Genomic DNA, 25,087 nt, shown 5'->3' with positions numbered 1-25,087 from the left:
CCCGGCGCGACACCCGCCGTGGCGCAACGCGGTTGGTGTAGTCGAAAAGGTCGTCAAGGTCTTCGGCCCAGCGGCGAGGCTGGCGGCGACGTAATTTGCGAGGAAGGGCCATCCCGCCAAGCTGCGTCGTGCCCGCGCTTCATGCAAAGCCTCTCTCGCGGCGAAGCGCAGATAGGGGCGAAGGGCGGTGCACTGCGTCCTAGTGCTTCGGGCGGCCAGTCTCATCGTCAATCGTCCGACTCGAAGCTGCGCTCCTCGCGGCAATGCCACAGGCGCAGGATGAAGATTGTCGCGTCCGCTATCTCGTAACGCAGCTCGTAGTTGCCTACGATGATGCGCCGGACTTCGCGCGGTTCGTAGGCGTCCAGCTTCTCGCCGATCCGGGGATAGTCGAGCAGCCGATCCGGTGCGCGCGCGAGCTGCTGTACGACCCGCGCCGCCGCCTCCGGAGCGACCGGGCGCAGATGCTCGTGCAGCCGGACCAGATCCGAGGACGCCTTGCCGGTCCACTTGATCCTCATGCCGAAGGCGGCGGCAGCGGGGCGTCGGTGCCGAGGCTGTCCGCCCATGCGCGCACGGCCTGATGGTCGATCACGCGCCCGGCATCGACATCATCCAGCGCTTCGAGCGTCATCCGGTGACGCTCTTCCTCCTGATCTACCCAGGCGGCGAGCGCTTGCTTCATCACCCAGCCGCGCGAGCGTTCAAGCCGGGAGGCCATCGCTTCCACCTTTTCCGCGAGATGCAGCGGGACGTGCGTAGTCAATACTTTTGTCTCGATCGCCATGTTCATCACCTTCTATCAACTCGATTAAAATATAATCAAAAATAATCTGGAAGCAAGGTTGATGCGGATTTGATGGGAGGGGAAAGTCTTCCCCTGAGCGGGCGCCCTTGCGGTCCCCCGCTACCCCTTCGAGCGGGCGGCTGCCGCCCCCGCAACGCCCCCGCTGAGAGTGAGAGCCCGGCCCGGTCGCCGTGACGGGCTCACGAGGCAGAGGGAGTAGCCCTTGCCGGTCCGTCGCGGAGAATCGCGATGGCGCTCACCACAACAGCCGCCCACGCATATTACGACCAAGCGGGCCTTATCACCCTCGGCCAGAACCCCTCTAGCGATCGGCTTCGGTTGCGCGTCCTCAGCCTCGGCGCGGGCGTCCAATCGACTACGCTGGCGCTGATGGCCGCGCATGGGGAGATCGGGCCGATGCCCGACTGCGCTATATTCGCCGACACAGGCTGGGAACCGCGCGCCGTGCGCGAGCATCTCGCCTGGCTCATGTCGCCGAACGTCCTGCCATTCCCGGTGCATATCGTCTCAGCCGGCGATATTCGTGCCGACCTGCTGCGCGCCGGCGCCGGCGAACGCTGGGCCTCGATCCCTGCCTTCACCCGCACGGTAAAGCGTCGCCATGTCGAGATCGGTATGATCCGGCGCCAATGCACCAAAGATTACAAGATCGTCCCCATTCGCCGGAAGGTGCGCGAGCTGATCGGCCTGACCCGCCGCCGCTCGCCCGATCATCCTGTCGTCGAACAGTGGATCGGCATCTCGCTCGACGAGCTGATACGGATGAAGCCCTCGTTCGAGGCGTGGCAGGTCAACCGCTGGCCGCTGATCGAGCAGCGCATGTCGCGACACGACTGCCTGCGGTGGCTCGAACGTCACGACTACCCGATCCCGCCAAAGAGCGCCTGCGTCGGCTGTCCTTTCCATTCCGACATGCGCTGGCGCGAGATCCGCGATCACGATCCCGAAGCCTGGGGCGAAGCAGTCGTGGTGGACCGCGCGATCCGCACCGGTCTGCGCGGCATCCGGGGCGAGGTGTATCTGCACCGCTCGGCCGTGCCGCTCGACCAAGCCGATCTCAGCACCCCGGCCGATCGCGGTCAGCTCGATCTCTGGGGCAATGAGTGCGAGGGCATGTGCGGCGTCTAGCGTCGGGCGTGGCGGCCCCGGCAGCGCAGGAGAGAGTGAGAGGGGGCCTTCGGTTTCGTGACGGGCTGGATAGCCGAGAGAGTGTCTCGCGGCGGCTCGTCATGGAGTAACCGACATGGCAAAAGCTGCCGCCAAGATCGTTCTCAGCCCGTCGCGGGATATTCCCTTCGACAAGCTGATCCTGTCCCAATCGAACGTCCGCCGGGTGAAGAACGGCGTGACGATCGAGAACCTTGCCGACAGCATCGCGCGCCGCAGCCTGCTGCACGGCCTCAATGTCCGCCCGCAGCTCGATGACGACGGCGCCGAAACCGGCTTCTTCGAGGTGCCCGCCGGCGGCCGCCGCTACAGCGCGCTGGCGATCCTCGTGAAGCGCAAGCGGATGGCCAAGGATGCGCTGGTGCCTTGCGTCGTCAAGGCGGCCAACGATCCGGTCCTGGCCGAGGAGGACTCGCTTGCGGAAAACAGCGAGCGCGAGCCGCTCCACCCGCTCGACGAGTTTCACGGCATGAAGGTGCTGATCGACAAGGGTGAGCGCGAGGAGGCCATCGCCGCGCACTTCCGCGTCACGCCGGCCGTGGTGCGTCAGCGGCTGAAGCTCGCCGCGGTCTCGCCGACGCTGCACGAGGTCTATGTCGCCGGCGACATGACTCTCGATCAGCTCATGGCCTTCACCGTCAGCGACGATCATGCCCGCCAGGAGCAGCTCTGGAAGCAGCTCGACCACAGCATCAACAAGTCGCCCAGCTTCATCCGCGACAAGCTGACCGAGGATATGGTGGAGATGTCCGATGCCCGCGTGCGGTTCGTCGGTCTCGACGCCTATCTCGCGGCGGGCGGCGTGGCGCCGACGCGCGACCTGTTCGAGCCCGATGACGGCGGCTGGCTGACCGATCCGGCCTTGCTCGACCGCCTGGTCGCCGAGAAGCTCGACGCCGAGGCCAACAGGATCAGGGCCGAAGGCTGGAAGTGGGTCGAGGCGCTGGTCGATCTGCCCTATGGTTACGACGCGGACTGCCGCGCGATCGAAGCCACCCGCGAGCCGCCGACCGAGGAAGACGAAGCCCGCATCGCCGAGCTTCGCGCCGAGGCCGATGCGCTGGAGGAACAGTGGGCGGGCAAGGGCGACGTCCCGGCCGAGGTCGATGCCCGCGTCACCGCCATCGATGTCGAGCTGGCCGCCTTGTCGCAGGGTCGCCGCACCTACGACGCGCAGGAGCAGGCTCGCGCCGGCGTGTTCGTCGGCCTCGAAGCTGACGGCACCCTCTACATCGACCGCGGCTATGTGCGGCCGGAGGATGAGCCGGAGGAGGAAGCCGTCGAAACCGACGACGAGGAGACCGATGAGGAGATCGAGGCGACCGGCGATGAACCGGCGGACATCGCCGTGCAGGCGGGTTCCGAGAGGCTTGGTGGCGCGGTCGCGCCCGTCGCCACCGACAGCGACGAAGACGACGATGAAGTCATCAAGCCGCTACCGGACAGGCTGGTGGCCGAACTGACCGCATCCCGCACGGTCGCGCTGCAGGACGCCTTCGCGCAGAACCCCTCGGTGGCCTTCGCCGCCGTGCTGCACGCGATGGTGCTCACCACCTTCTATCAGGTGCGGACGGAGACCTGCCTGGAGCTGTCGGTTTCCCGCGTCTATTTCCCGTTCCAGGCGCCGGGCCTGCGGGAAAGCGCGGCGGCGAAGGCGATGGAGGAACGCCACGCCGGTTGGAAGGCGCGGCTTCCCAAGTCCGACAAGGATGCATGGGACGCGATCCAGCAGCTCGACGGCGCCGACCAAGCGGCGCTGTTCGCCCATTGCGCGGCCTATGCGGTGAACGCGCAATGGGAGCCGGTCCCCAAGCATGGCGGTGGCCGCGTCTCGGCGCATGGCGTCGCGCGCCGGATCGAGCACGCCAATGTCCTGGCCCGCGCTATCGGGTTCGACATGGCGGTGACGGGCTGGCGGCCGACCTACGAGAATTATCTCGGCCGCATCACCAAGCCGCGCATCCTCGAAGCGGTCGCCGAAGGCACCGAGCCGCAGAAGGCCGGGCTGATCGACCACCTCAAGAAGGGCGACATGGCCCGCGAAGCCGAGCGGCTGCTGGCCGATTCCGGCTGGCTTCCCGAACCGCTGAGGATGCCGGAGGTCGATCCCGTCCTGCCGATCGCGGACACGGCCGCCGACGGCGAGGCGCTCCCGGCGTTCCTCGGCGAGGATGGCGACGACGGCGATGAGGACGAGCCCGGCTCGGCCTACGCCATCGCGGCGGAATAGCTGCATCGGGCGGGGCGGTTTCGGCCGCTCCGCCCCTTTTTTGCGCCCAATGGCCCGGCCGAGCGCCGGGCCTTTTCGCATGGCCGCCGGGCCACTTCCGGCCAGCGGCTTCCAATTCCAACATAGGAGAATCCCATGAAGATCGACGATATCGCCCTGGCGGACGCCGAGGCGCTCGCGCCCGTTCTGCTCGCCGCCATTCAGCGTCTCGGCCAGCTCGGCCGATCGGGCGCCGTCGCGCTGGCGCGGCAGGTCGACGACGGCGACGCCGATTTCGACGAGGCCGCCGAATGGATCGCCGACATCGCGGCCGGCAAGCTCACCGACTGAGCCGCGCGCCGCCGGTCCCATAACGGGGCCGGCGGCCAGAGCCCGAGGAAAGCCGGGGGCCGGGTGAGCCGGCCGGATGGAGAGAGAGCGCCGGACGGCTCGCTCCTTTCCCGCTCTCCCGGAGAACCGCCATGACATATTCCGCCACCGTTCCCGCCGCTCCGGCGGGCGCATCCGCTGCGCCCCCGCTTGACGGCAATGCCGTCTATGATCGCGTTCCGTTGGGCGCGACCCTGCGCTATTTCGACGGGACGCCAAGGCCGCCGGAACGCTTCACCCGCAAATTGCGGACCTGGCAACGCTTCAATGGCGTCGGCCGCCTCAACGCGAAGACCGCCCCCTGGTCGGGCAGTTTCCTCTATCCCGCAACGATCACGCTTCGCGACGGGGCCTATGGGTCCGAGGGCACGGTCATCCTCGTGGTCAACCATGTCTTCGATGTCACGACGTTCCTGCGCTTCGAGATCATCGACCTGCCGAAGCCTGGAATGGTCCGCGTTCTCTCGCGCCGCAAGGGCGGCGCCGAACTGCATCGCCTTGCGTCCGACATGGCCGAGGCGGAGGCTTGGATGGCAAAGAACCGCTATTGCGATCCCATCGCCGAGATCGTCGGCGACGATGAAGCCGGCGCCATCCCGGTCGGGAGGGCGGCATGAACGCCGCCGCTCCGATCGAAGCCGTCTATGGCCGCACCGCCGATCAGTATCTCGCGGCGCAGGTCGGCGACAACGCCTATCTCGCGCTGCCGGTCGACGATGGCTTCCGCCTCGCGAGCGCCTGGCGGATCAACCGGCCCATCGCCGAGTGGCGGCGGGCCGACTTCTCCGGCTTCGGCGACGCGATCGCCGACGAAGCGGAGTTTCGGGCGCTCGTCGCGGAGCAGGTCGAGCATCGGCGCGAGATGATCGCGCTCGACCGGCAGCACCGGGCATCCGATCGCTGGAGTCCCTGGGGCGCGTCGCAGGGCGGCTCGGTCTATGCCGAGGGCGTCGTCTTCCATGTCACCGCCAGCCATGGCGGCTTCAATCTCGATGACGCCCGCAACGCGGCGATGCCCGCCGCGCTTCGCATCGAGGGTGGCTGGTATGAGGAGGATTGCGATTGGGCGATGGTCGCGTGCGGCTTTCCCGAACTGTTCACCGCCTACGAGCGCCGCATCGCCGAGAAGACCCTGCGCGATACCTATCCCCAACGCTGGGAAGCCGTCCACGGCCGGCCCCTCGCGCCGGGCGAATCCTTCTCGAACGATCGTCGCCTGTTCGAGGAGGCCCACGCCCAGGACTGGATCGTCGTCTCGGCCAGCCGGTCGCAGACTTCGCCGGGGTTCGTGGAGTGCGTCGCGGCGCTCGGCGGCAAGCGTGAACGGAGGCCGTTGCGCGGCTTTCTCGTGCCCGCGGCGGAATATTCTCCCGGCCCGCATGGGTTCGTCATCGACGAAGCCCGGCACGAGACCTGGGCGCTGCCGATCGCTCCCGATACCTGACCTTCAGCATGGCCCGTCCCCGCTTCGGCCGGGGACGGGCTCTTTTTTTGTCCGGCGATTGGAGACCGGATTCGTCGCGGCGCGGTGATCGGCGTGTCCGATGTGTTCTGACCGCACGCGACTGCAAGAGAGTGAGAGGCGGACCGGGAACGGGCGGGTCGGCCGGATCGAGAGAGAGCGTCCGGTGGCCCATTCCCTCCCGGCTCTCCTCAAGGACATTCGCCATGACTCTTGCTGCTCCCGCTGCCCGTTCGGCGGCGCCGTTTCCCGTCGCGCCCGGTTTCGCCGCGACCGCCCGGTCCATCCTTGCCGCCGCCGCGCTCATCCTGCCCGACCTCGAACGGGGCCGCGCCATCGACGCGCGCGCCCTGCGCTCGGCGATGGAGACCGCTTTTGGCGGCTCGGACGCCGATGGCGCCTGGGACTGGAAGACCGCCTACGACGCCTGCGAAGCCGCGCAGGTTCTGTTCCTGCGTAAATATGGCGGCCCGGTCCTGCGTAAATCCGCCTCGCCGCTCGCCGCGCTGGCGATGATCGAGAAGGTGGCGGCGCTGCTCCCCACCCATACGCGCCGCTCCGAGACCAGCCAAGCGTACCAGCAATTCTCGACCCCGGCCGGGCTGGGCTTCGTCGCCACTGTCGCGGCCGCGATCGGGCCGGGCGATCTGGTGCTCGAACCCTCCGCCGGCACCGGGCTCCTCGCGGTCCAGGCTGAGACGCGCGGGGGCAGCCTCGTTCTCAACGAGCTGGCCGAGATCCGCGCCGAGATGCTCGCGGGGCTTTTCGCCGATTGCCCCGTCACCCGCCACGACGCCGCGCATATCCATGACTATCTGCGCGCCGACATCGTGCCGAGCGTGGTGGTGATGAACCCGCCTTTCTCGGCCGTCGCCCATGTCGATCGCACGATGAAGGACGCGGCGCTGCGCCATATCGGGTCGGCGCTGGCCCGGCTCGCCGAGGGCGGCCGCCTGATCGCGATCACCGGGGCGAGCTGCGCGCCCGACAATTCCACCTGGACCGACAGCTTCATCGGGCTTCAGGAGCGCGGGCGCGTCCTGTTTTCCGCTGCGATCGACGGCCGCGTCTATGCCAAGCACGGCACGACCATCGACACGCGCCTGACCGTCATCGAGCGCGTTCCCGCCGATGATCCTTCCGTCTTCCCGGCCTCGCCGGGTGTTGCGCCCGACACCGCGACCCTGCTCGGTTGGGTGCTCGACCATGTGCCTCCGCGTGGGTCCGGCCCCGACGCGCCGCCGCCCGCCATGCCGGTGGCGCTGCCCGTCGCCATGCGGGCGATGTCGGCGAAGCCCGCCGTCCGCCGCCATGCCAGGCCAGCCACGCCCGCGCCCATCGTACTGCCGGAGGCGGCGGAGCTGGCCTATGAGGCAATTGACTGGACGCCCGCCGAAGCCGGCCGTCTGACCGATGCGATCTACGAGCCCTATGCGCTCCAGTCGCTGCGCATCGACGGCGCCAAGCCTCATCCGACGCCGCTGGTCCAATCGGCGGCGATGGCGTCGGTCTCGCCGCCCAAGCCGAGCTATCGGCCGACCTTGCCGGCGAACCTCGTCACCGACAGCATCCTGTCGGACGCCCAGCTCGAATCCGTGATCCTCGCGGGCGAGGCGCATGGCGGCCATCTCGCCGGAGCGTGGACGGTCGATGATAGCTGGGATGGCGTCACCGCCGCGCCGGACGATGCTGAGAAAGCCGTGCGCTTCCGTAGGGGCTGGTTCCTCGGCGACGGCACCGGCGCGGGCAAGGGCCGCCAGGTCGCGGGCATCATCCTCGACAACTGGCTGAAAGGCCGCCGCCGCGCCGTCTGGATCAGCCGTTCCGAGACCCTGCATCAGGACGCCATGCGCGATTGGGAGGCGCTCGGCCAGGAGCGCCTGCTGGTGACGCCGCTCTCCCGCTTCCGGCAGGGCACGGCGATCACGCTGGATGAGGGCGTCCTGTTCGCCACTTACGCCACCCTGCGGTCGCAGGAACGCGGCGCGAAGGCGAGCCGCGTGCAGCAGATCGTCGACTGGCTGGGCGCGGACTTCGACGGCGTGATCGTCTTCGACGAGGCGCACGCGATGGCGAACGCGGCCGGCGGCACCAGCGATCGCGGCGAGCAGGCGCCCTCGCAGCAGGGCCGCGCCGGGCTTCGGCTCCAGCACGCGCTACCCGATGCCCGCGTCGTCTATGTCTCGGCCACCGGCGCGACCACCGTGCAGAATCTCGCTTATGCCCAGCGCCTCGGCCTGTGGGGCGGCGAGGATTTCCCCTTCGCCACGCGCAGCGAGTTCATCGCGGCGATCGAGGACGGCGGCGTCGCGGCGATGGAGGTGCTGGCCCGCGACCTCAAGGCGCTCGGCCTCTATTCCGCCCGCTCGCTGTCCTTCGACGGCGTTGAGTATGAGATGCTCGAACATGCGCTGACGCGAGCGCAGATCGGCATCTACGACGCCTATGCGGGCGCGTTCCAGATCATTCACAACAATCTGGACGCGGCGATGCAGGCCGCCAACATCACCGGCGCGACCCGCACGCTCAACGCCCAGGCCAAGTCGGCGGCACGCAGCGCCTTCGAATCGGCCAAGCAGCGCTTCTTCAATCACCTCATCACGGCGATGCAGACGCCTTCGCTGATCGCCAGCATCGAGCGTGACCTGGCGGCCGGCCACAGCGCCGTCGTCCAGATCGTCTCGACCGGCGAGGCATTGCAGGAACGCCGGCTGGCCGACATCCCGACCGAGGAATGGGACGACGTTCGCGTGGACGTGACACCCCGCGAATATGTCCTGTCCTACCTCGAACACAGCTTCCCGGTGCAGCTCTACGAGCCGTTCACCGACAGCGAGGGCAATCTGTCGTCCCGGCCCGTCACCGACCCGGATGGCAATCCGGTCGAGTCCCGCGAGGCGGCCGCCCGCCGGGACCGACTGATCGAGCATCTGGCTTCGCTGGCGCCGGTGCCGGCCGCGCTCGACCAGATTCTCCACCACTTCGGGACCGATATGGTTGCTGAGGTGACGGGCCGTTCGCGGCGGATCGTCAAGCGGCGCGGATCGGACGGGATCGACCGCTATGTCGTCGAGAGCCGGCCGGGTTCGGCCAATGTCGGCGAGACCGACGCCTTCCAGAGCGACGCCAAGCGCATCCTGATCTTCTCCGACGCGGGGGGAACTGGCCGCAGTTATCACGCCGACCTCGGCGCGAGGAACCAGCGGCTGCGTGTCCACTATCTTCTGGAAGCGGGCTGGAAGGCCGACAACGCCATCCAGGGCTTCGGCCGCACCAACCGCACCAATCAGAAGCAGCCGCCGCTGTTCCGGCCGGTTACGACCGACGTGAAGGCGCAAAAGCGCTTCATCTCGACCATCGCACGCCGGCTCGACACGCTGGGCGCGATCACGCGCGGCCAGCGCCAGACCGGCGGCCAGGGGCTGTTCCGGCCGGAGGATAATCTGGAATCGCAATATGCGCGCGATGCGCTGCGCCAGCTTTATCGCCTGCTCTATGCGGGCAAGGTCGAGGGATGTTCGCTGCTCGCCTTTGAGGAGGCGACGGGTCTCAGCCTGCGCGACGACACCGGCCTCAAGGACGAGCTGCCGCCGATCACCACTTTCCTCAACCGGATGCTGGCGCTCACCATCGACTTGCAGAATGTCCTGTTCACCGCGTTCGAGGACTTGCTGACCGCCCGCATCGAGGGCGCCGTCGCGTCGGGAACCTACGAGCTGGGACTGGAGACGCTCCAGGCCGAGAGCTTCACGATCGCCGAGCGGAGCACCATCTATACCCATCCGGGCACCACGGCGGAGACGAGGTTGCTGACGATGGAACGCAAAGACCGCAATCGGCCCCTCACACTGGACGACGCGCTCGACCGGCTGTCGGACCCGCGCGCGGTCCTGCTGGTCAACGCACAATCGGGCCGTGCGGCCGTGCAGATACCGACGAAGGGCGCTTTGCTCGACGACGGCAGCGTCGAACGCCGCGTGCGGCTGGTCCGGCCGATGGAATCGACGCCGATGCCGCTGGAGGCGATGGCGCAGACGCAATGGCGCGAGGCGAGCCGGGCGGACTTCGCCCGCGCCTGGGAGGCGGAACTGGCCGAGGTGCCGGAGTTCGCCACCAGCACCATGCACATCGTCACGGGCCTGCTGCTCCCGATCTGGAAGCGCCTGCCGAACGAATCCACGCGCGTCTATCGGCTCCAGACCGATGATGGCGAGCGGATCGTCGGCCGCCGGGTGTCGCCCGCCTGGGTGGCGACGGCGACCGCCAATGACGATGGGCCGAGCCTCGACCCGCAAGCCGCCTTCGCCGCGCTGATGGACGGGCGCACCGTGCTCGACCTCGCTGAAGGTCTCCAGCTTCGCCGCGTGCGCGTGATGAACGCCTACCGGATCGAGCTGACCGGCTTCACCGACGCCATGCGCGAGCGGCTGACCGCCTACGGCCTGTTCCATGAGATCATCTCCTGGTCGCTCAGGATGTTCGTCCCCGTCGATGCCGTCGGCGTGGCCGTGCTGAAGCGCCTGATGGATCGCTGGCCGCTCCAGCGCATCGCCGACCGGGCGGTCGCGTGATGGGCCGGCTGTCGGATCAGGCAGGCGAACTCGCAAACCGTCTCGGCGATCGGGCCGAGGCGGTTTGCCGTCATTACCTGTCGAAGGGGCATCGCGAAGGCCGCTATTGGCTGGTCGGCGATGCCCACAACACGCCGGGGCGCAGCCTCTATGTGCGGCTGTCCGGCTCGGAGGATGGCCGGGGCGCGGCCGGCAAATGGACCGATGCCGCGACCGGCGAGCATGGCGACCTGCTCGACATCATCGCGCTCGCCTGCGGCCATTCGCAGCTCCGCGACACGCTGGACGAGGCGCGCAGCTTCCTCAGCCTGCCGCATCCCGAGCCTTGCGCCGATGGTCCCGGCCATGCGCGTGAGCCGAACGCGCCCACCGGCTCGCCGCAGGCCGCCAAGCGCCTGTTCGCCGCGTCCGGGCCTGTCCGTGGATCGCTCGCTCAAGCCTATCTGCGGGGACGCGCGATCACGGCCCTGCGGGCAGACGATCCGCTCCGTTTCCACCCGCGCTGCTACTACACCCCGTCGCGGAAGGACTTGCCCGGAACCCGCCGCGCATGGCCTGCCATGATCGCCGCCGTCACCGATGAGGGCGGCGCGATCACCGGCGTTCATCGCACCTGGCTCGACCCTGCCACATCGACCAAGGCGCCGGTGGTCACGCCTCGGCGCGCGATGGGTTTCCTTCTTGGGCACGGTGTCCGCTTCGGCAGACCGGATGCGGTGATGGCGGCCGGCGAAGGCATCGAGACCATCCTGTCGCTGCGTCAGGTCATGCCCGCCATGCCCATGATCGCCGCGCTGTCCTCGCCCCACCTTGGAGCCATCCTGTTCCCGTCCGCGCTCCGACGCCTCTATGTCGGCCGCGACGACGATCCGGCCGGCGACGCTGCGTTGGCGAGGTTGACCGAGCGGGCTTCCGGGGCCGGGATCGAGGTCGTGCCGCTCTCGCCCATGCTCGGCGATTTCAACGAGGATCTGCGCCTGGTCGGGGCCGAGCGGATGGCGGCGGCGCTGGCGGGGCAGCTCGTCCCCGAGGATGCGGGCCGTTTCCTGGCCATGCCCGGCTGAGCCGGAAAGGCGGCGTGGGCTTCGGCTCGGGGTTCGGCAAGGTCCGGCCTGCCGGTTGCGGTGACGCTTGCGATCATCGGAGAGGCCCGCGCCCTTGCTGCCTTCTTGAGAGGCGTTCGGGACGACAGCCGCCCCGGCCCGGCAACGGCGTTCGGCGGCTAATTTCCGCCGCGGCCGCGAGCGGCCGCTTTGCATCGCGAAACAAATTAGCCGCCGCCCTGCCGTCCGGCGCTGCGCTTGGCCGCCACCCCGCGAGGGGCGGGGTTGGCGGTGCAGGCCCGGTTCGCCCGCCGTCTTTCGACGCCTGCGAAGGCCGCGGAGGGCGCGGTCAACCGATGAGAGGCGTCGCCATGACAACCGACAATCCGCTTCCCGACCATGAACCCGAGCACGAGGAATCCCCCACCGCGTACTTGCTTCAGGAGATGGCCCTTTACGGATACCGGCCCTTCGAGGACGAGCCCGACCAGCGCCCGCTCCCCGACTCCCGCTCGGCCGAGGGTGCAGTCGCCGACATCTTCGACGCGATGGTTTCGTGCCTGATCGACACGCGGCTCGAACCCGATCTTGAAGATCTGCTCTGGAACATCACCAACGTCTTCCAGCGCGCCGGCGAACGGATCGAGCGCGAGTTGGACGACAACGAGTTCGCCCAGAAGCGCAGCCAGCGCGAACAGGATGGCTCCGAGGTGAAGTCGGTCGAGCTGGAGCGGCTGCTGCGCGAGGGCGCGACCATGATCGAGCGCCGGGACGCGATGGAGTTCTTCCGCGACGCCTGCGCCGATCACTACCGCATCCATATCCGCAAAGCCTGGACGCCGCGCTCCGGCTCGAAGGTCAACCGCAAGGCGCTCACCTCGGCGGTTATCTCCAGCCGCGACTTCATCAATGCGCGCAAATGGGCCGACAAGCAGGTGCTCATGCCGCCCGGCACCCGCATTGCGGTCTCCTCGGGTCCGGCGTTCAACGATGTCAATTTCATCTTCGCGACGCTGGACCGGATCAAGGCGAAGTTCCCCGACATGGTGCTGCTGCATGGCGCGACCGGCACCGGCGGCGAGCACATCTCCGTCCTGTGGGCGGACAATCGCGGCGTCCCGAGCGTCCCCTTCGAGCCCGATTGGGACAAGCACAAGCGGGCCGCGCCGTTCAAGCGCAATGACGATGTGCTTGAAACGATGCCGAAGGGTCTCGTCGTCTTTCCCGGCACCGGCATTCAGGACAACATCCGCGACAAGGCCAAGGCTATGGGCATCAAGGTCTGGGACTTTCGGCAGCGTGGCGGCGCGTAAGCGCCGCCAAACCTGTCACCCGATGGGAGCGGCCTCCTGCCACCGGCGATTGCCCGACATGGACGTAGGTAAAGCCCGGCCGTTCTGGCATATCGCCCGTTGCGTGTGATCCCGTGTGCGAAGTGAAGAGGGGCTCCCCACATCCGTTCCCATTCCTGATTTGCTCGGCATGATTCCGCTATGGCCCCAGCCAAGGTGATCGCGATTGCCCAAAGCTAATGCCTTCTTCCTGGGTCGGCTGCTGATTTGCGCACTTGGCCCCGGCGGGCGCCTCATCCGGGAAGCACCAAGACGCCAAGCAGAAAACCGGCGCAGATCGCGCCTACGGTTTCCGCAAACGCAACCTCTTGGCCTCGTTCGACACAGTTGATCGCTGGTGAAGTCGCTATAGGTCTGAACAATCACCCTGTCGGGGCATCCAACTCCGTTCTCCGCGCGCACCACCCCGCTCTTTGAGTCGCTATCCTTGGTCGGACGGATGGCCTGTCGCCATCAACCCGTAAAGGGTCCGCTACGCGAGCGTGCGGCCTTCAGGCTTCGCCTGTGCGGTGATTGCGGCCGTCCGCCCGACACTTCGGGCGCCTGTCGAGCGGGGATGGTCCCCGCTCCCAAAGACAGGAGCCGGTTCAATGTCCCTTAAAATCGCTCAGTCCCATGCCTGGAATCTCGCACGGACTCTGATGACCTCCATAATCGTCTTTAAGATCAGCGACCGTATCTTCGGCGTCGTCGAAGCACGTGAGTTCGATGGGGATATGGCCAGCATCGTTCACGAATATGATCCCTTCACGGCTTAATCGAAACGCTTCATCCGCCTTCGGCGCTGAACCGCACCGAAGGCGTCGACTGCAAAAACTGGCCGATGACATGCGCCGAGCCGGCCTCGCATCTTTTTCATACAGCCTGCAACCGCAGTGGGCCCGGCTGGCGAAAGGACAGAGGCGGTTGCGTAGTGCATCCCTGCCTTGCGCGGTCGCTCGGTTTTATTGGTAGTGGGCCATGCCTGCCGTTCATATCCAGCGCCCTTAGACCGCGCTGGACTTATCGGTCATTCCGCATGAAACCGACGAAGACCGGGGCGCGCCTCCTCCGGGCTCGCGCAACTCGGATCGGCAATGACTACGATGCCAGTCATCGCCGCCGCCCGTCTGCGCGCCTCGCTAGGCGTCCATTCGGCGAAATCCCATCGCCGCTTTTGTTGCTCTGGGCCGGTCTCTCCGGGGGAATGCCGGCGACCAGCAAAGTTCCTTTCCGGCGCCTGACTGGTTTGTCTTGTCCTCGGCAGAAACACGGGATCGGCAAACCGCACGTGGCCATCTGTCCCGTCAAACGACCCCAGCCGACATGGCAGGGCGAAGGCGAGGAAGCGGCGAAGTAGCAGCGCCCAGATTCGGCTACCGGGTTGATCGTGCGTTCACCGCTGTGAGATCCTCTGTTTTTGCAAATCGCTCCGTGCCGCTTCGCCGAGCGAACAGCCTCTCCGACTGACTGATCCCCTAAGCCCGTTCGGTTATCGCCAGCAACCCCCGCGGCTTCCGAACCGTGTTGGCGCTGAAGCGCCTGCCCGCACCACTTCGGGCCTTGGGGGTCAGGTCTCCGCTGCGCGTCGATGCCTGCTCCTCCCGACGGTCTTGGCCGGGTCTCGTCGGAGGGACGGTCCCTCGGACTTGAAGCAACGGAAACTTAGATCATGCAGAACATCGTCATACTCGCCGGCAACATCGGCCAGAATCCGGAAAGCCGCACCACGCAGGGCGGCACCCATATCACCCACTTCACCCTCGCAACCTCGCGCCCCCGCTATTCGGAGGGCAAAGTCGTTCGGGATGACAACGGTTATCGCGTGCAGGACACTGAATGGCACCGGATCACCGCCTTTAACGGCCTAGGCAAGACCATTCAGGAGCATTGCGAGAAGGGCATGAAAGTGCTGGTCCGCGGCCGCATCCACTATACCAAGTGGACCGACCAACAGGGTGCTGACCGCTACGGCTGCGAGATCATCGCCGAGACGGTGGACTTCCTGAGCCGGTCAAAGCCCGCGCAGACAGGCGGCGGCTCCTCCGACGGCCTTGACGATGACATTCCGTTCTGACCAGGAGCAGGTGAAGCCCGGCGGCTCAAGCCGCCGGGCTTCCTCAGTATCTTGAACGAGTGGGTCTAAAAGTGCGCTCGCCGGGCTTGCTCCCGGCTCGCGCTTGGTAGTGGAATTCTCGTTGCCGCTGCCGTAGAAGGACAGAGGGCCGCTACGCGGCGGCCTGGGGCGTGGAAACCCCGGAATATCCGGTTGGGCGTCGGCCGTGACGACGCCGCCATCCTTGACCGCATGGTCGGGGAGCCTGTGGCGTATACAACAGGCTCTCGGGCTAAAGGTCATAGGGACCGAGATATTCCGGTTTTCCAACTCCCCGATCACGGGTCATAGGAGCTGTTTGCGGGGGCGCACCGCAAATCAGCAGCCCTTTGGAGTGTCGGCGAGCCATGCAAGATTCGCCGCCAATCATGCCTATTACGCACATAGAAAATGCAGTGACCTGATCTAGTTAGTTAAGGGCACGGATCGGCGAGAATGAGATGAACAACAAATTTTTCGATGATTGCGCGCCCAACTCTGCCGATCTTACGGCTTATGATGAAGGCCATCTCAGCGATTACTTGTGGTTGCTCGACGCTGATGCCGTCGGGGCGGATTGGCGTGAAACCGCTGGTTTGATCTTCGGTATCGACGTTGCACGTGAGCCGGATCGTGCAAAGCTCATGCACGAAAGCCACCTTGTCCGTGCGCGATGGATGACGGAAATCGGGTACGCCTATTTGCTAAGAACAGGGCGCGGCTAAATAGTTAATATTACTCTCCATTTCGGACCAATCGCCAGTTCACATTACTGCCTACACGGCATGGTTGTGAGCACACTTAGCGCTATCGCGCGTACTCTACATGACGATCTTGGACCTTTCATAGGCCGCGCTAAAAGCGTGATTGAGAGGATGCCATGCCGACGCCGCCAGCGCGTCGCCAGCGGCGCATCGGCAGACTGTCCGATGCGCTGGGGCGCGCCGACATAGCCGCCGAGTTTTTACGCCGAAATCGCACCTATCGCGCCGAATATGCGCAGATGCAGCAGCGCATCGCAGACGGCGCCGTCGCCAAGAACGCCGCCGAAACGGTGTTCGCGCGGCATTGGGGGTTATCCTTTCGCCACGGCGCCGGATGACCTGACCGACCCCATCATCTGGCGGCCAGAGCTGTCCGCCGTGACCGTCATCCTCGACGCCGCGCCGGATGGTTTCGCGACCGCCCAGCCGGTCGATCCACGCACGCTCGGTGCGCTGCTCGCGGACTTAGCGGGGATTGACGGGCGCCATGTCATTGTCGCTGACGCGGCCGGCGAGCACCGTCTGTGGCTGCGTAACTCGACACCCGGCCGGCCGCTCGCCGCCATCGTTCCGCTCGACCGGGACTTCGTTACCCGCATCGCCACCCTGTTGCGCTTCCATCGGCGGCTGCTCGGCCGGGAGGCCGGTCCGTTGCCGCGCGGTTGGCCGCTCACACCCTATCGTTTGGCCCGCCTAAACCTGATCCTCCGCGCCCTTGATTTGCGTGATGGCGGTGCAACCTATCGCCAGATCGCGGTCGAGCTGGGGCGCGAGGATGCGACCAAGCTCTCCGCTAGCGACTGGAAAATGTCAGCGACCCGGTCATTCGTGGTTCGCCTAGTCCGTGATGGCATCGCCATGATGAAAGGTGACTACCGCAAGCTGCTCCGCATCCGCTGAATCGCCCACTCCGGCCCGCTGTCGCGGGGGGGGGTCACATCCGCGCAGCCGCACATCTTCATACCCCACCCAGCCGCTTGCATTCTGACAATTACGCCTCCTGCCGCCACCACCCGCAGGAGCCGTCACTTGTCCGATACGCCCACCAACTTGCCGCCCCGCTTCCTGCGCACGCCGGAAGCCGCACGCTTCCTTGGCCTTTCCGGTCGCACGCTGGAGAAACACCGCTATTTCGGCACCGGCCCCGCTTACCGCCGAATCGGCGGTCGCGTCGTCTATTCGGTCGATGACCTGCGAGCATGGGCCGACATCGGTATCAAGCATTCGACGTCCGATCCGGGTCAGGACGACCTTATGCCGCGCAAGGATTCGGCCATCGCCCGGAGCCGGCGATGACCGTCCCGCCGTCACCCATGCGTCACCACCAGCCGTCCGACGACGGTATGACCCGCGTTGAACTGACCTGGATCGAGAAGCGGATCGAGCACTGGATCAGGTTTGGCCGCGTTACCGTGGACGAGATCGTCGATCGCCGCCGCCGCATCGTCCGCTTTCGGCCCGGCGCGATCTTCGCGTTCGTCCGCTGGGCGGCGAACGACTATGGCACGATCAATTCGCGCATCGACATCGTGCGCGCGGTCGGCAAGAGCGAGCCGTTCACCACGTTGCCGTTCGTGCGGCCGGGTGGCGACATCCTGCTCAAGGTCGAGGGCTGGCCCAAGGTCAGCCAAGTGCTCGTCGCGATCGACGCGACCGAGGCGGCCGGCGTCGATCCGTGCGACGCCGCGCCCGACCACTGGCGGCACGTTCATAACCGCATCGCCGCCGGACAAATCCCGCGTCCTTACACACAGGAGCGTCATCGCGCCTGGCTCAAGCGCCGGGAGATCGAGGGATGACGCGCCGTTTCTATTTTCGCGCGACCGCCGCCGCTGCGTCAGTGTTTGTCCTGTCATTTGCTGCCGTCGCGCTGACCGATCCGCTGCCGCGCATCATCTGGAACGCTAGCGCGAGCGCGCCCCTCGGCCTTTATCGCATACGGCCCGACAGCGATCCGCCCGTTGGCGCGCTTATCGCCGTCGCGCCGCCCGAACGGCTCGGCCATTGGATGGCTGAGCGCGGCTATCTCGGCCACGACGTGCCGCTGTTGAAGCATGTCGCCGCCAAGACGGGGCAGCGCGTTTGCCGGATCGGCGCCACAGTCAGCGTTGACGAGCGGGCGGTTGCCGTCGCCCTGATCCGGGACCGGGTCGGCCGTCCGCTGCCCGCGTGGCAAGGTTGCCGCACGCTCGCAGCCGGTGAGCTGCTGCTGCTCAACCCCGATCATCCCGACAGCTTGGACGGTCGCTATTTCGGGCCGCTGCCAGCCTCAACCGTACTCGGCCGCGCGATCCCGATCATCACCCGCGACACCCCCGAAGCGCCGCTGACGTGGCGTGCAGCTCGGCCTTGAATCCCCCTCCACCCACCAAACGAAAGGACATTCCCATGCAGATCGGCAGCTTTTTCCGCACCGAAAACGGCTATGAAGGCATCATCGAGACAGCGACGCTCGACATCCGTATCTCGATCGTTCCGGCCGAGCAGAGCGACGCCGACAAGGCGCCCGACTGGCGCGTCCACCGCGGCGACAGCGAAGGCCCGGAGATAGGCGCGGGCTGGAACGAGACCGGCGAGCGCGCGGGAGATTACGTCTCGGTGCGCATCGACGACCCCGCGTTCGCACAGCCGATCCGCGCCGCGCTGTTCCAGACCACGGGCGACAAATCGGCCTGGTCGCTGCGCTGGAATCGCCAGCCAAAGACGCGCGAGCAGGACTGAGCCGGTGCGATCCATCTTCATCCCTTTGTTCGCGGGAAAGCCGTCTCATCCCTTCGTCCCGCTCGGCCCAAGGCCGGCCAACGCGCGCAGCGGAGGTCAAGGGCGGCCGAAGGTCGGCGCTTCGCGCGAACCCTTTACCGCAGAGAGCACGGTGGCAGGCTGGCGGCGAAGCGGAGTCGGTTCGGCCATATTGATTGCCGCCGTTCTGCTGTCCAGTGGCGCTGCGCCGGGAACGGCTTGGGCGCAACAAGCGACCGTCGCCGTCCCGGTCGCAGCACATCCTTACGCCGGCGATGTCGCCGACGCCGCGCGGCGGTTCGGCATCCCCGAAGTGTGGATTTGGGCGGTCATGCGTGTCGAAAGCCGAGGCAATTCGCGCGCCGTCTCGCGGGCTGGCGCGATGGGGCTGATGCAGATCATGCCCGCGACCTGGGCAGGGCTGCGCGCCCGTTACGGTCTCGGAACCGACCCGTTCGACGTGCGCGACAACATCATGGCGGGTGCGGCTTATCTGCGCGAGATGCACGACCGCTACGGCAATCCTAGCGCGATGCTGGCGGCCTATAATGCGGGACCGGGGCGCTACGATGACTATGTATCGCGCGGCCGCCCGCTGCCCGCCGAGACGGTCGGCTATCTCGCGCAACTTACGGCCGTAGTTGGCGCACCGGGAGCGGTCGAAACGGCGGTGAGTGCGCCGCCGGATCGCTTCGCGTGGCGTCGTGCGGCGCTGTTCGTCCGCATCACAGGCAGCGGGTCCGTGTCGCCGGCCGCGCAATCGGACGACACATCCGATGCGCCGTCAACGATCGCGCCACGTCCTACCGAAGCGCAAGAAGGCGCTGTGCCTTCGTCACCGGAAACGCAGGCGGACACGTTGTTCGTTCCCCGCGCCCGCGCGGGCCGACCGCAATGACCGGTGCTCGCTCCCGATCGGCCACCGGATTCAACAAGGGAACCGGGAGGGCAGGAAACTGGGGGGAGGTGCGAGGGCAAGATATAAGCCGCACCCCGTTTCGCCGAAAAGCTCTGGCTTTTCCGTGGCTTCACATGGGGGCGTCGGTCGGCGCGCGTGCCGCACGGAAGAAAAAAGGCAGAGAAAACAACGCCTCGAATGGCACCGCAGGCCATTTTCGACCGAAAGCGGCCCGGCCATGACCGAGGACAGCGACTTTCGCGTCCGGCCGGGCAAGGCCAAGCGCAGCAAGGCGCAGGGGCGCAACGCACGCGGCCTTGTCGCCGAAGTGCTGCGCGTCGCGGCGATCCACAGCAGCGGCCGGCGCACCGCCGGCGGGCCGCGCCGTGGCGGCCACTCGCATTTCGGACAGGGCCGCACGGCCTTCGCCCGCAGTCGGCTGTTCGGATCGCAGCGCCGGGTGTTGGTCAAGATGCTGCCTGTCACCGCCCGCAGCCGGGGCGGGCGGCGCATGGCGCCGCTGTCCGCGCACATCGCCTATCTGAAACGCGACGGCGTGACCCGCGACGGCTCGCCGACGCGCATGTTCGACTCGGACGGGGACCGCGCCGACGATCGTGGCTTCGCCGAGCGATGCAAGGATGATCGGCACCATTTCCGCATCATCGTCTCGCCCGAGGATGCGGCCGAGTTGACCGACCTGCGCGAATACACCCGCGATCTCGTCCGGCAGATGGAAAGCGACCTCGGCACGCGGCTCGATTGGGTAGCGGTCGATCACTGGAATACCGACAACCCGCACGTCCATCTGCTGGTGCGCGGCGTCAACGATCAGGGCCAGGATCTCGTTATTGCCCGCGACTATATCGGCCACGGCCTGCGCTCGCGCGCCGAGGAACTGGCCTTCGCCGAGCTGGGGCCGAAGCCCGAGCATGAAGTGCAGCGCGCGCTCGACCGAGAGGTGACGGCCGAGCGCTGGACCCGGCTCGATGCAGAGATCGGGCGCGCCGCCGACGAACTGGGTGTGATCGACCTGCGCGCCGAGCGGCCTGGCCCGGACGATCCGCGTCTCCGCCGTTTGATGGTCGGGCGGTTGCAACATCTGAAGACGATGGGGCTCGCGGCCGAGGGCGATCCGGGCCGATGGGCGGTCGCCGAGGGGGCGCAGACGAAGTTGCGCGAGCTGGGCACGCGCGGCGACATCATCCGCACCATCGGCCAGGCACTGAAGGATCAGGGACAGCATCGCCCGCTCGATAGCTATGCGGTCGTCAGCGGTGCGCCCGAGAAGCCGATCGTCGGCCGGCTGATCGACAAGGGGCTGCACGACGAACTCTATGGAGCCGCCTATGCCGTGATCGACGGCACGGACGGGCGGACCCATCATGTCCGGCTACCCGGCATCGAGGCGCTGGAGCATAGCCCCAAGCTCGGCGGCATCGTCGAACTGCGTGGCGTTGGACGGCCCGGCGAGGAGAAGCCGACGCTCGTGCTGGCGACGCGATCGGACCTCGACCTTGCCGCACAGGTGAAAGCGCCCGGCGCGACCTGGCTCGACCATCGCCTTATCGAGCGCGGCGCGGGTGTGGCGGACGGCGGGTTCGGCGCGGAAGTACATCGAGCGATGGATTCGCGCACCGACCATCTCGTCAAGGAGGGGCTGGCGCGGCGCTTCGGCGAGCGCACGGTGTTCGAGCGCGGGATGCTCGACACGCTGCGCAAGCGTGAGCTGGATTCCGTCGGCGCAAAGATCGCGGGCGAAACCGGGCGGACCTACCGGCCCACCGCATCCGGCGAGAAGATCGCGGGCGTCGTCCGCCAGCGCCTCGCGCTGGCGTCGGGCCGCTTCGCCATGATCGACGATGGCCTTGGCTTCCGGCTCGTGCCCTGGGCCAGCCCCCTCGAACAGCAACTCGGCCGTCAGGTCTCCGGCGTCGTCCGGGCCGGTGGCGGCATCGACTGGGCGCTAGGCCGCAAGCGCGGCCTCGGCATCTGACTGAAGGAGAAAAGCCATGTCCGCGACGAAGATATTATGGGGCCAGGTCATCACGGTGTTCCTGATCGTGTTGGTCGGCGTGTGGGGCGCGACCCAATGGACCGCGGCGGCGCTCGCCTATCAGGCCGAGCTTGGTCCGCCGTGGTTCGTGGCGTTCGACTGGCCGATCTATCCGCCGCCGGCCTTCTTCTGGTGGTGGTTCTCGTTCGACGCCTATGCGCCGCAGATATTCCAGACCGGCGCGTTCATCGCCGTCTCGGGCGGGTTTGCCGCGATCGTCGTCGCGATCGGCATGTCGGTGTGGCGAGCGCGCGAACTGAAGAACGCCGAGACCTATGGCTCGGCGCGCTGGGCGAGTGTGCGGGAGGTGCGCGCCGCCGGGCTGCTCGGGCCAAACGGCGTCATGCTCGGCAAGCTCGCCCGCGACTATCTGCGCCACGACGGCCCCGAGCATGTGCTGTGCTTCGCGCCGACACGCAGCGGCAAGGGCGTCGGCCTGGTCGTGCCGTCATTGCTGACCTGGCCGGCATCGGCGATCGTCCACGACATCAAGGGCGAGAACTGGACCCTGACAGCCGGCTTCCGGTCTCGGCACGGCCGCGTGCTGCTGTTCGATCCGACCAATGCGCAGTCGGCCGCATATAACCCGTTGCTGGAAGTGCGGCGCGGCCAGTGGGAAGTGCGCGACGTGCAGAACGTCGCCGACGTGCTGGTGGACCCGGAAGGCTCGCTGGAGCGTCGGAACCATTGGGAGAAAACCTCCCACTCGCTGCTCGTCGGCGCCATCCTCCACGTCCTCTATGCGGAGACCGACAAAACCTTGGCCGGCGTCGCCGGATTTTTGTCGGACCCGGCGCGCACGATCGAGCAGACCCTGGCGGCGATGATGGCGACGCCGCATTTGGGCGAAGCCGGCGTGCATCCCGTCGTCGCTTCGGCCGCGCGCGAGCTGCTGAACAAGTCGGACAACGAACGCTCGGGTGTGCTCTCGACCGCCATGTCGTTCCTCGGCCTCTATCGTGATCCCGTGGTCGCGCAGGTCACGCGGGCGTGCCAGTGGCGCATATCGGATCTAGTGGAGGACGATCGGCCGGCCACGCTCTATCTGGTCGTGCCGCCCAGCGACATCTCGCGCACCAAGCCGCTGATCCGCCTCATCCTCAACCAGATCGGGCGCCGACTGACCGAGGAACTGACACCGAAGGGCAACCGCCATCGCGTGCTCTTAATGCTCGATGAGTTCCCCGCACTTGGCCGGCTCGATTTCTTCGAGTCCGCCCTGGCGTTCATGGCGGGCTACGGCCTCAAGGCGTTTCTGATCGCGCAGTCATTGAACCAAATCGAGAAGGCTTACGGCCCGAACAACGCGATCCTCGACAACTGCCATGTCCGTGTCAGCTTCGCCACAAACGACGAGCGCACCGCCAAGCGCGTGTCCGATGCGCTCGGCACCGCGACCGAGATGCGGGCGATGAAGAACTATGCCGGGCACCGGCTGTCGCCGTGGCTGGGTCATCTGATGGTGTCACGGTCCGAGACCGCCCGCCAGCTCCTCACGCCGGGCGAGGTGATGCAGCTCCCGCCCGACGACGAGATCGTCATGGTGGCGGGCGTGCATCCGATCCGGGCGAAGAAGGCGCGCTATTTCCAGGACAGCCGCTTGTCAGAGCGGATCGCGCCGCCGCCCACATCGATCGCTGCCGAGATCCGTCCCGACGATTGGACAGGGCGGCAGGCGGCGGCCGATCCCAGCCACATCGCGCGAATAGTTCGCGAGGCCGAGGATGCCGCCAACGGTGGGCTGCGCCGCGAACCGGAGCTGCCTGAGCATGTTGCCATTGTGCCCGAAACATCGCCGCCACCGGCGCAGGAGTTTTCGATCGTCGAAGACGATCAGGACGATGCGGCGCGGCAGGCCGCCGTGCGCCGCCGAATGCAGGGGATCGCGCGGCAGGCGTCACTCGACCCCGGCGACGGCATTGAACTGTAGGAGGCTGTGATGCGGACCCGTCTCAACGTCTATTTCCCGCCCGCGCTCGCCAAGCAGGTTGACGAGCTGGCGATACGGCGTCGCATCTCACGCTCGGCGATCGTAGAGGCGGCGGTGGCGTCCTACCTGTCGCCCGACGGCGCCGACCGGATGGAGGCAGCGTTCGCCCGTCGCCTCGACCGACTGTCGCGTCAGGTGCAGCGGCTTGAGCGTAATACGGGCCTTTCGACTGAGGCGCTGGCGCTGTTCGTCCGCTTCTGGCTGTCCGTGACCCCACCGCTGCCGGACGAGGATCAGGCGGCCGCCCAAGTGAAGGGGCGCAAACGCTACGAAGGCTTCATCGAAACGCTCGGCCGGCGCTTCGCCAGCGGCAAGAGCGTGCTCGACGAAATCCCCGAAGATGTATGGCCCAAAACGCCGAGCGATTCGGAATAAACTTCCCGAGATCGTCGGTTCGGCCGAGGATGTGATCCGCACTCGGTAAGTATGTGCCGCCGCCTCTACTACGCCTCTAACGAACTATTGCAGAAGCCGATTTTCTGGCTCTCTTGATGTGCTCCTGACGCCGGGCGGCGGTTCGCCCGGTCCATTGCAGGGGCCATGTCTTGACCGTCCAGCCAACCCAATCCGAGGCGAGATCACGCGGTGCGCGAATGCTGCGCACAGCTCTCGGATCATCAATCGCCGCGTGGCTGGACGACCCTGCCGTCATCGAAGTGATGCTGAACCCCGATGGTCGGCTGTGGCTCGATCGGCTCGGCGAAGGGATCAGCGACACCGGATTGTCGCTGACTGCGGCAGACGGCGAGCGCATCGTCCGCCTAGTCGCGCACCACGTCGGCGTCGAGGTTCATGCCCGATCTCCGCGCGTTTCGGCTGAGTTGCCCGAAGGGGGCGAGCGGTTCGAGGGGCTGCTGCCGCCTGTCGTCACCGCGCCGGCCTTCGCCATCCGTAAGCCCGCCGTCGCCGTCTTCACGCTCGATCACTATGCAGCGGCGGGCATCATGCGACCGGATGCGGCGATCGCGCTGCGTCAGGGTGTCGAAGCCCGCGCCAACATCCTCGTCGCTGGCGGGACCGGCAGTGGAAAGACCACGCTCGTCAATGCGCTTTTGGCCGAAGTCGCCAAGACGACCGACCGCATCGTCCTGATCGAGGACACGCGCGAACTGCAATGCTCCGCGCCCAACCTCGTCGCCATGCGGACCAAGGATGGCGTCGTTTCGCTGTCTGATCTTGTCCGGTCCTCGCTGCGGTTGCGTCCTGATCGCATCCCCATCGGCGAGGTGCGCGGCGCAGAGGCGCTCGACCTTCTCAAAGCCTGGGGCACCGGACATCCCGGTGGGATCGGCACGATCCACGCCGGAACCGCACTCGGCGCGCTACGCCGCATGGAGCAGCTCATTCAAGAGGCCGTTGTGACGGTCCCGCGCGCACTGCTGGCCGAGACTATCGACATCATCGCCGTCCTGGTCCGCGACGGACACGGCCGCCGCCTTGCCGAGCTGGCCCGCGTCGAGGGACTCGATCCCGCCACCGGCGACTACCGCCTCACGCCGCTGACCACCCCCCAACCCGGAGACCTGCCATGATCCATGCCCTTCGGCATGGCGCACGCCGCGCC

Annotated in this window: 23 protein-coding genes; 21 read left to right on the top strand and 2 right to left on the bottom strand. The window is 67.0% G+C overall.

Annotation, left to right across the window (positions count from 1 at the left end; all coding sequences use genetic code 11):
* Nucleotides 1-227: 227 nt before the first annotated feature.
* Both JNM03_RS15000 and JNM03_RS14995 read right to left on the bottom strand, forming a co-directional pair.
* Entirely contained in the window at nt 228-521 is a 294-nt protein-coding gene (locus JNM03_RS15000; protein ID WP_136956121.1) for a type II toxin-antitoxin system RelE/ParE family toxin, read from the bottom strand.
* Nucleotides 518-787, bottom strand: a complete 270-nt coding sequence (locus JNM03_RS14995; RefSeq protein ID WP_168196115.1) for a CopG family ribbon-helix-helix protein — start codon at nt 785-787, stop codon at nt 518-520. The genes JNM03_RS15000 and JNM03_RS14995 overlap by 4 nt, the downstream gene beginning before the upstream one ends.
* A 465-nt stretch (nt 788-1,252) precedes the next feature.
* On the opposite strand from JNM03_RS14995, the gene JNM03_RS14990 reads away from it, so the two are divergent.
* The 21 genes from JNM03_RS14990 to trbB all read left to right on the top strand — a co-directional run bounded on the left by JNM03_RS14990 (nt 1,253) and on the right by trbB (nt 25,055).
* On the top strand, nt 1,253-1,936 hold the full coding sequence (locus JNM03_RS14990) for a hypothetical protein (RefSeq protein ID WP_294037747.1): 684 nt from the start codon (nt 1,253-1,255) through the stop codon (nt 1,934-1,936).
* Between the two features lie 115 nt (nt 1,937-2,051).
* The gene (locus tag JNM03_RS14985; protein WP_136956120.1) at nt 2,052-4,205 is read left to right on the top strand and encodes a ParB/RepB/Spo0J family partition protein; all 2,154 of its coding nucleotides are present in this window, start codon (nt 2,052-2,054) and stop codon (nt 4,203-4,205) included.
* 135 nt (nt 4,206-4,340) lie between these two features.
* On the top strand, nt 4,341-4,535 hold the full coding sequence (locus JNM03_RS14980) for a hypothetical protein (RefSeq protein ID WP_136956119.1): 195 nt from the start codon (nt 4,341-4,343) through the stop codon (nt 4,533-4,535).
* A gap of 131 nt (nt 4,536-4,666) precedes the next feature.
* A complete protein-coding gene (locus JNM03_RS14975; protein WP_136956118.1) occupies nt 4,667-5,191 on the top strand; it encodes a hypothetical protein in 525 nt (174 codons plus the stop codon).
* Complete coding sequence (locus tag JNM03_RS14970) at nt 5,188-6,018, top strand: hypothetical protein (protein WP_136956117.1); 831 nt, start codon at nt 5,188-5,190, stop codon at nt 6,016-6,018. Before JNM03_RS14975 ends, JNM03_RS14970 begins: the two co-directional genes overlap by 4 nt.
* 224 nt (nt 6,019-6,242) lie before the next feature.
* Entirely contained in the window at nt 6,243-10,607 is a 4,365-nt protein-coding gene (locus tag JNM03_RS14965; RefSeq protein ID WP_136956116.1) for a strawberry notch-like NTP hydrolase domain-containing protein, read from the top strand.
* Nucleotides 10,607-11,671 (top strand): toprim domain-containing protein, encoded by a 1,065-nt coding sequence (locus JNM03_RS14960; RefSeq protein ID WP_136956115.1) that lies wholly within the window; start codon nt 10,607-10,609, stop codon nt 11,669-11,671. The genes JNM03_RS14965 and JNM03_RS14960 overlap by 1 nt, the downstream gene beginning before the upstream one ends.
* Before the next feature lie 350 nt (nt 11,672-12,021).
* The gene (locus tag JNM03_RS14955) at nt 12,022-12,963 is read left to right on the top strand and encodes a DUF2493 domain-containing protein (RefSeq protein ID WP_136956114.1); all 942 of its coding nucleotides are present in this window, start codon (nt 12,022-12,024) and stop codon (nt 12,961-12,963) included.
* 1,690 nt (nt 12,964-14,653) lie between these two features.
* Entirely contained in the window at nt 14,654-15,058 is a 405-nt protein-coding gene (locus JNM03_RS14950; RefSeq protein WP_136956113.1) for a single-stranded DNA-binding protein, read from the top strand.
* Between the two features lie 479 nt (nt 15,059-15,537).
* On the top strand, nt 15,538-15,801 hold the full coding sequence (locus tag JNM03_RS14945; protein ID WP_136956112.1) for a hypothetical protein: 264 nt from the start codon (nt 15,538-15,540) through the stop codon (nt 15,799-15,801).
* A 155-nt stretch (nt 15,802-15,956) separates the two neighbouring features.
* A complete protein-coding gene (locus tag JNM03_RS14940; protein ID WP_136956111.1) occupies nt 15,957-16,178 on the top strand; it encodes a DUF6499 domain-containing protein in 222 nt (73 codons plus the stop codon).
* Between the two features lie 40 nt (nt 16,179-16,218).
* Nucleotides 16,219-16,740, top strand: a complete 522-nt coding sequence (locus JNM03_RS14935; RefSeq protein ID WP_255504524.1) for a DUF2285 domain-containing protein — start codon at nt 16,219-16,221, stop codon at nt 16,738-16,740.
* Between the two features lie 129 nt (nt 16,741-16,869).
* On the top strand, nt 16,870-17,136 hold the full coding sequence (locus JNM03_RS14930) for a helix-turn-helix domain-containing protein (protein WP_136956110.1): 267 nt from the start codon (nt 16,870-16,872) through the stop codon (nt 17,134-17,136).
* On the top strand, nt 17,133-17,639 hold the full coding sequence (locus JNM03_RS14925) for a DUF2840 domain-containing protein (RefSeq protein WP_136956109.1): 507 nt from the start codon (nt 17,133-17,135) through the stop codon (nt 17,637-17,639). Before JNM03_RS14930 ends, JNM03_RS14925 begins: the two co-directional genes overlap by 4 nt.
* Nucleotides 17,636-18,193, top strand: coding sequence for a S26 family signal peptidase (locus JNM03_RS14920; protein ID WP_136956108.1), 558 nt, complete (start codon nt 17,636-17,638; stop codon nt 18,191-18,193). Before JNM03_RS14925 ends, JNM03_RS14920 begins: the two co-directional genes overlap by 4 nt.
* Nucleotides 18,194-18,228: 35 nt before the next feature.
* A complete protein-coding gene (locus JNM03_RS14915) occupies nt 18,229-18,561 on the top strand; it encodes a DUF736 domain-containing protein (protein WP_136956107.1) in 333 nt (110 codons plus the stop codon).
* A gap of 151 nt (nt 18,562-18,712) precedes the next feature.
* On the top strand, nt 18,713-19,477 hold the full coding sequence (locus JNM03_RS14910) for a lytic transglycosylase domain-containing protein (protein ID WP_294037741.1): 765 nt from the start codon (nt 18,713-18,715) through the stop codon (nt 19,475-19,477).
* A gap of 238 nt (nt 19,478-19,715) precedes the next feature.
* Nucleotides 19,716-21,473 carry a DUF3363 domain-containing protein gene (locus JNM03_RS14905; RefSeq protein WP_136956105.1) on the top strand — a complete coding sequence of 586 codons (1,758 nt, stop codon included), beginning with the start codon at nt 19,716-19,718 and terminating at the stop codon, nt 21,471-21,473.
* Between the two features lie 16 nt (nt 21,474-21,489).
* The gene (locus tag JNM03_RS14900; protein ID WP_136956104.1) at nt 21,490-23,463 is read left to right on the top strand and encodes a conjugal transfer protein TraG; all 1,974 of its coding nucleotides are present in this window, start codon (nt 21,490-21,492) and stop codon (nt 23,461-23,463) included.
* Between the two features lie 9 nt (nt 23,464-23,472).
* Nucleotides 23,473-23,898: a CopG family transcriptional regulator gene (locus tag JNM03_RS14895; protein ID WP_136956103.1), complete on the top strand. Its 426-nt coding sequence runs from the start codon at nt 23,473-23,475 to the stop codon at nt 23,896-23,898.
* A 170-nt stretch (nt 23,899-24,068) separates the two neighbouring features.
* Complete coding sequence (gene trbB / locus JNM03_RS14890) at nt 24,069-25,055, top strand: P-type conjugative transfer ATPase TrbB (protein ID WP_136956102.1); 987 nt, start codon at nt 24,069-24,071, stop codon at nt 25,053-25,055.
* The last annotated feature ends 32 nt before the right edge of the window (nt 25,056-25,087 follow it).

Source organism: Sphingopyxis sp. (genome assembly GCF_016793825.1).
Lineage (GTDB): Bacteria > Pseudomonadota > Alphaproteobacteria > Sphingomonadales > Sphingomonadaceae > Sphingopyxis.
Note: the sequence above shows the minus strand (reverse complement) of the source record. Positions and strands in the feature narration are given on the sequence as shown.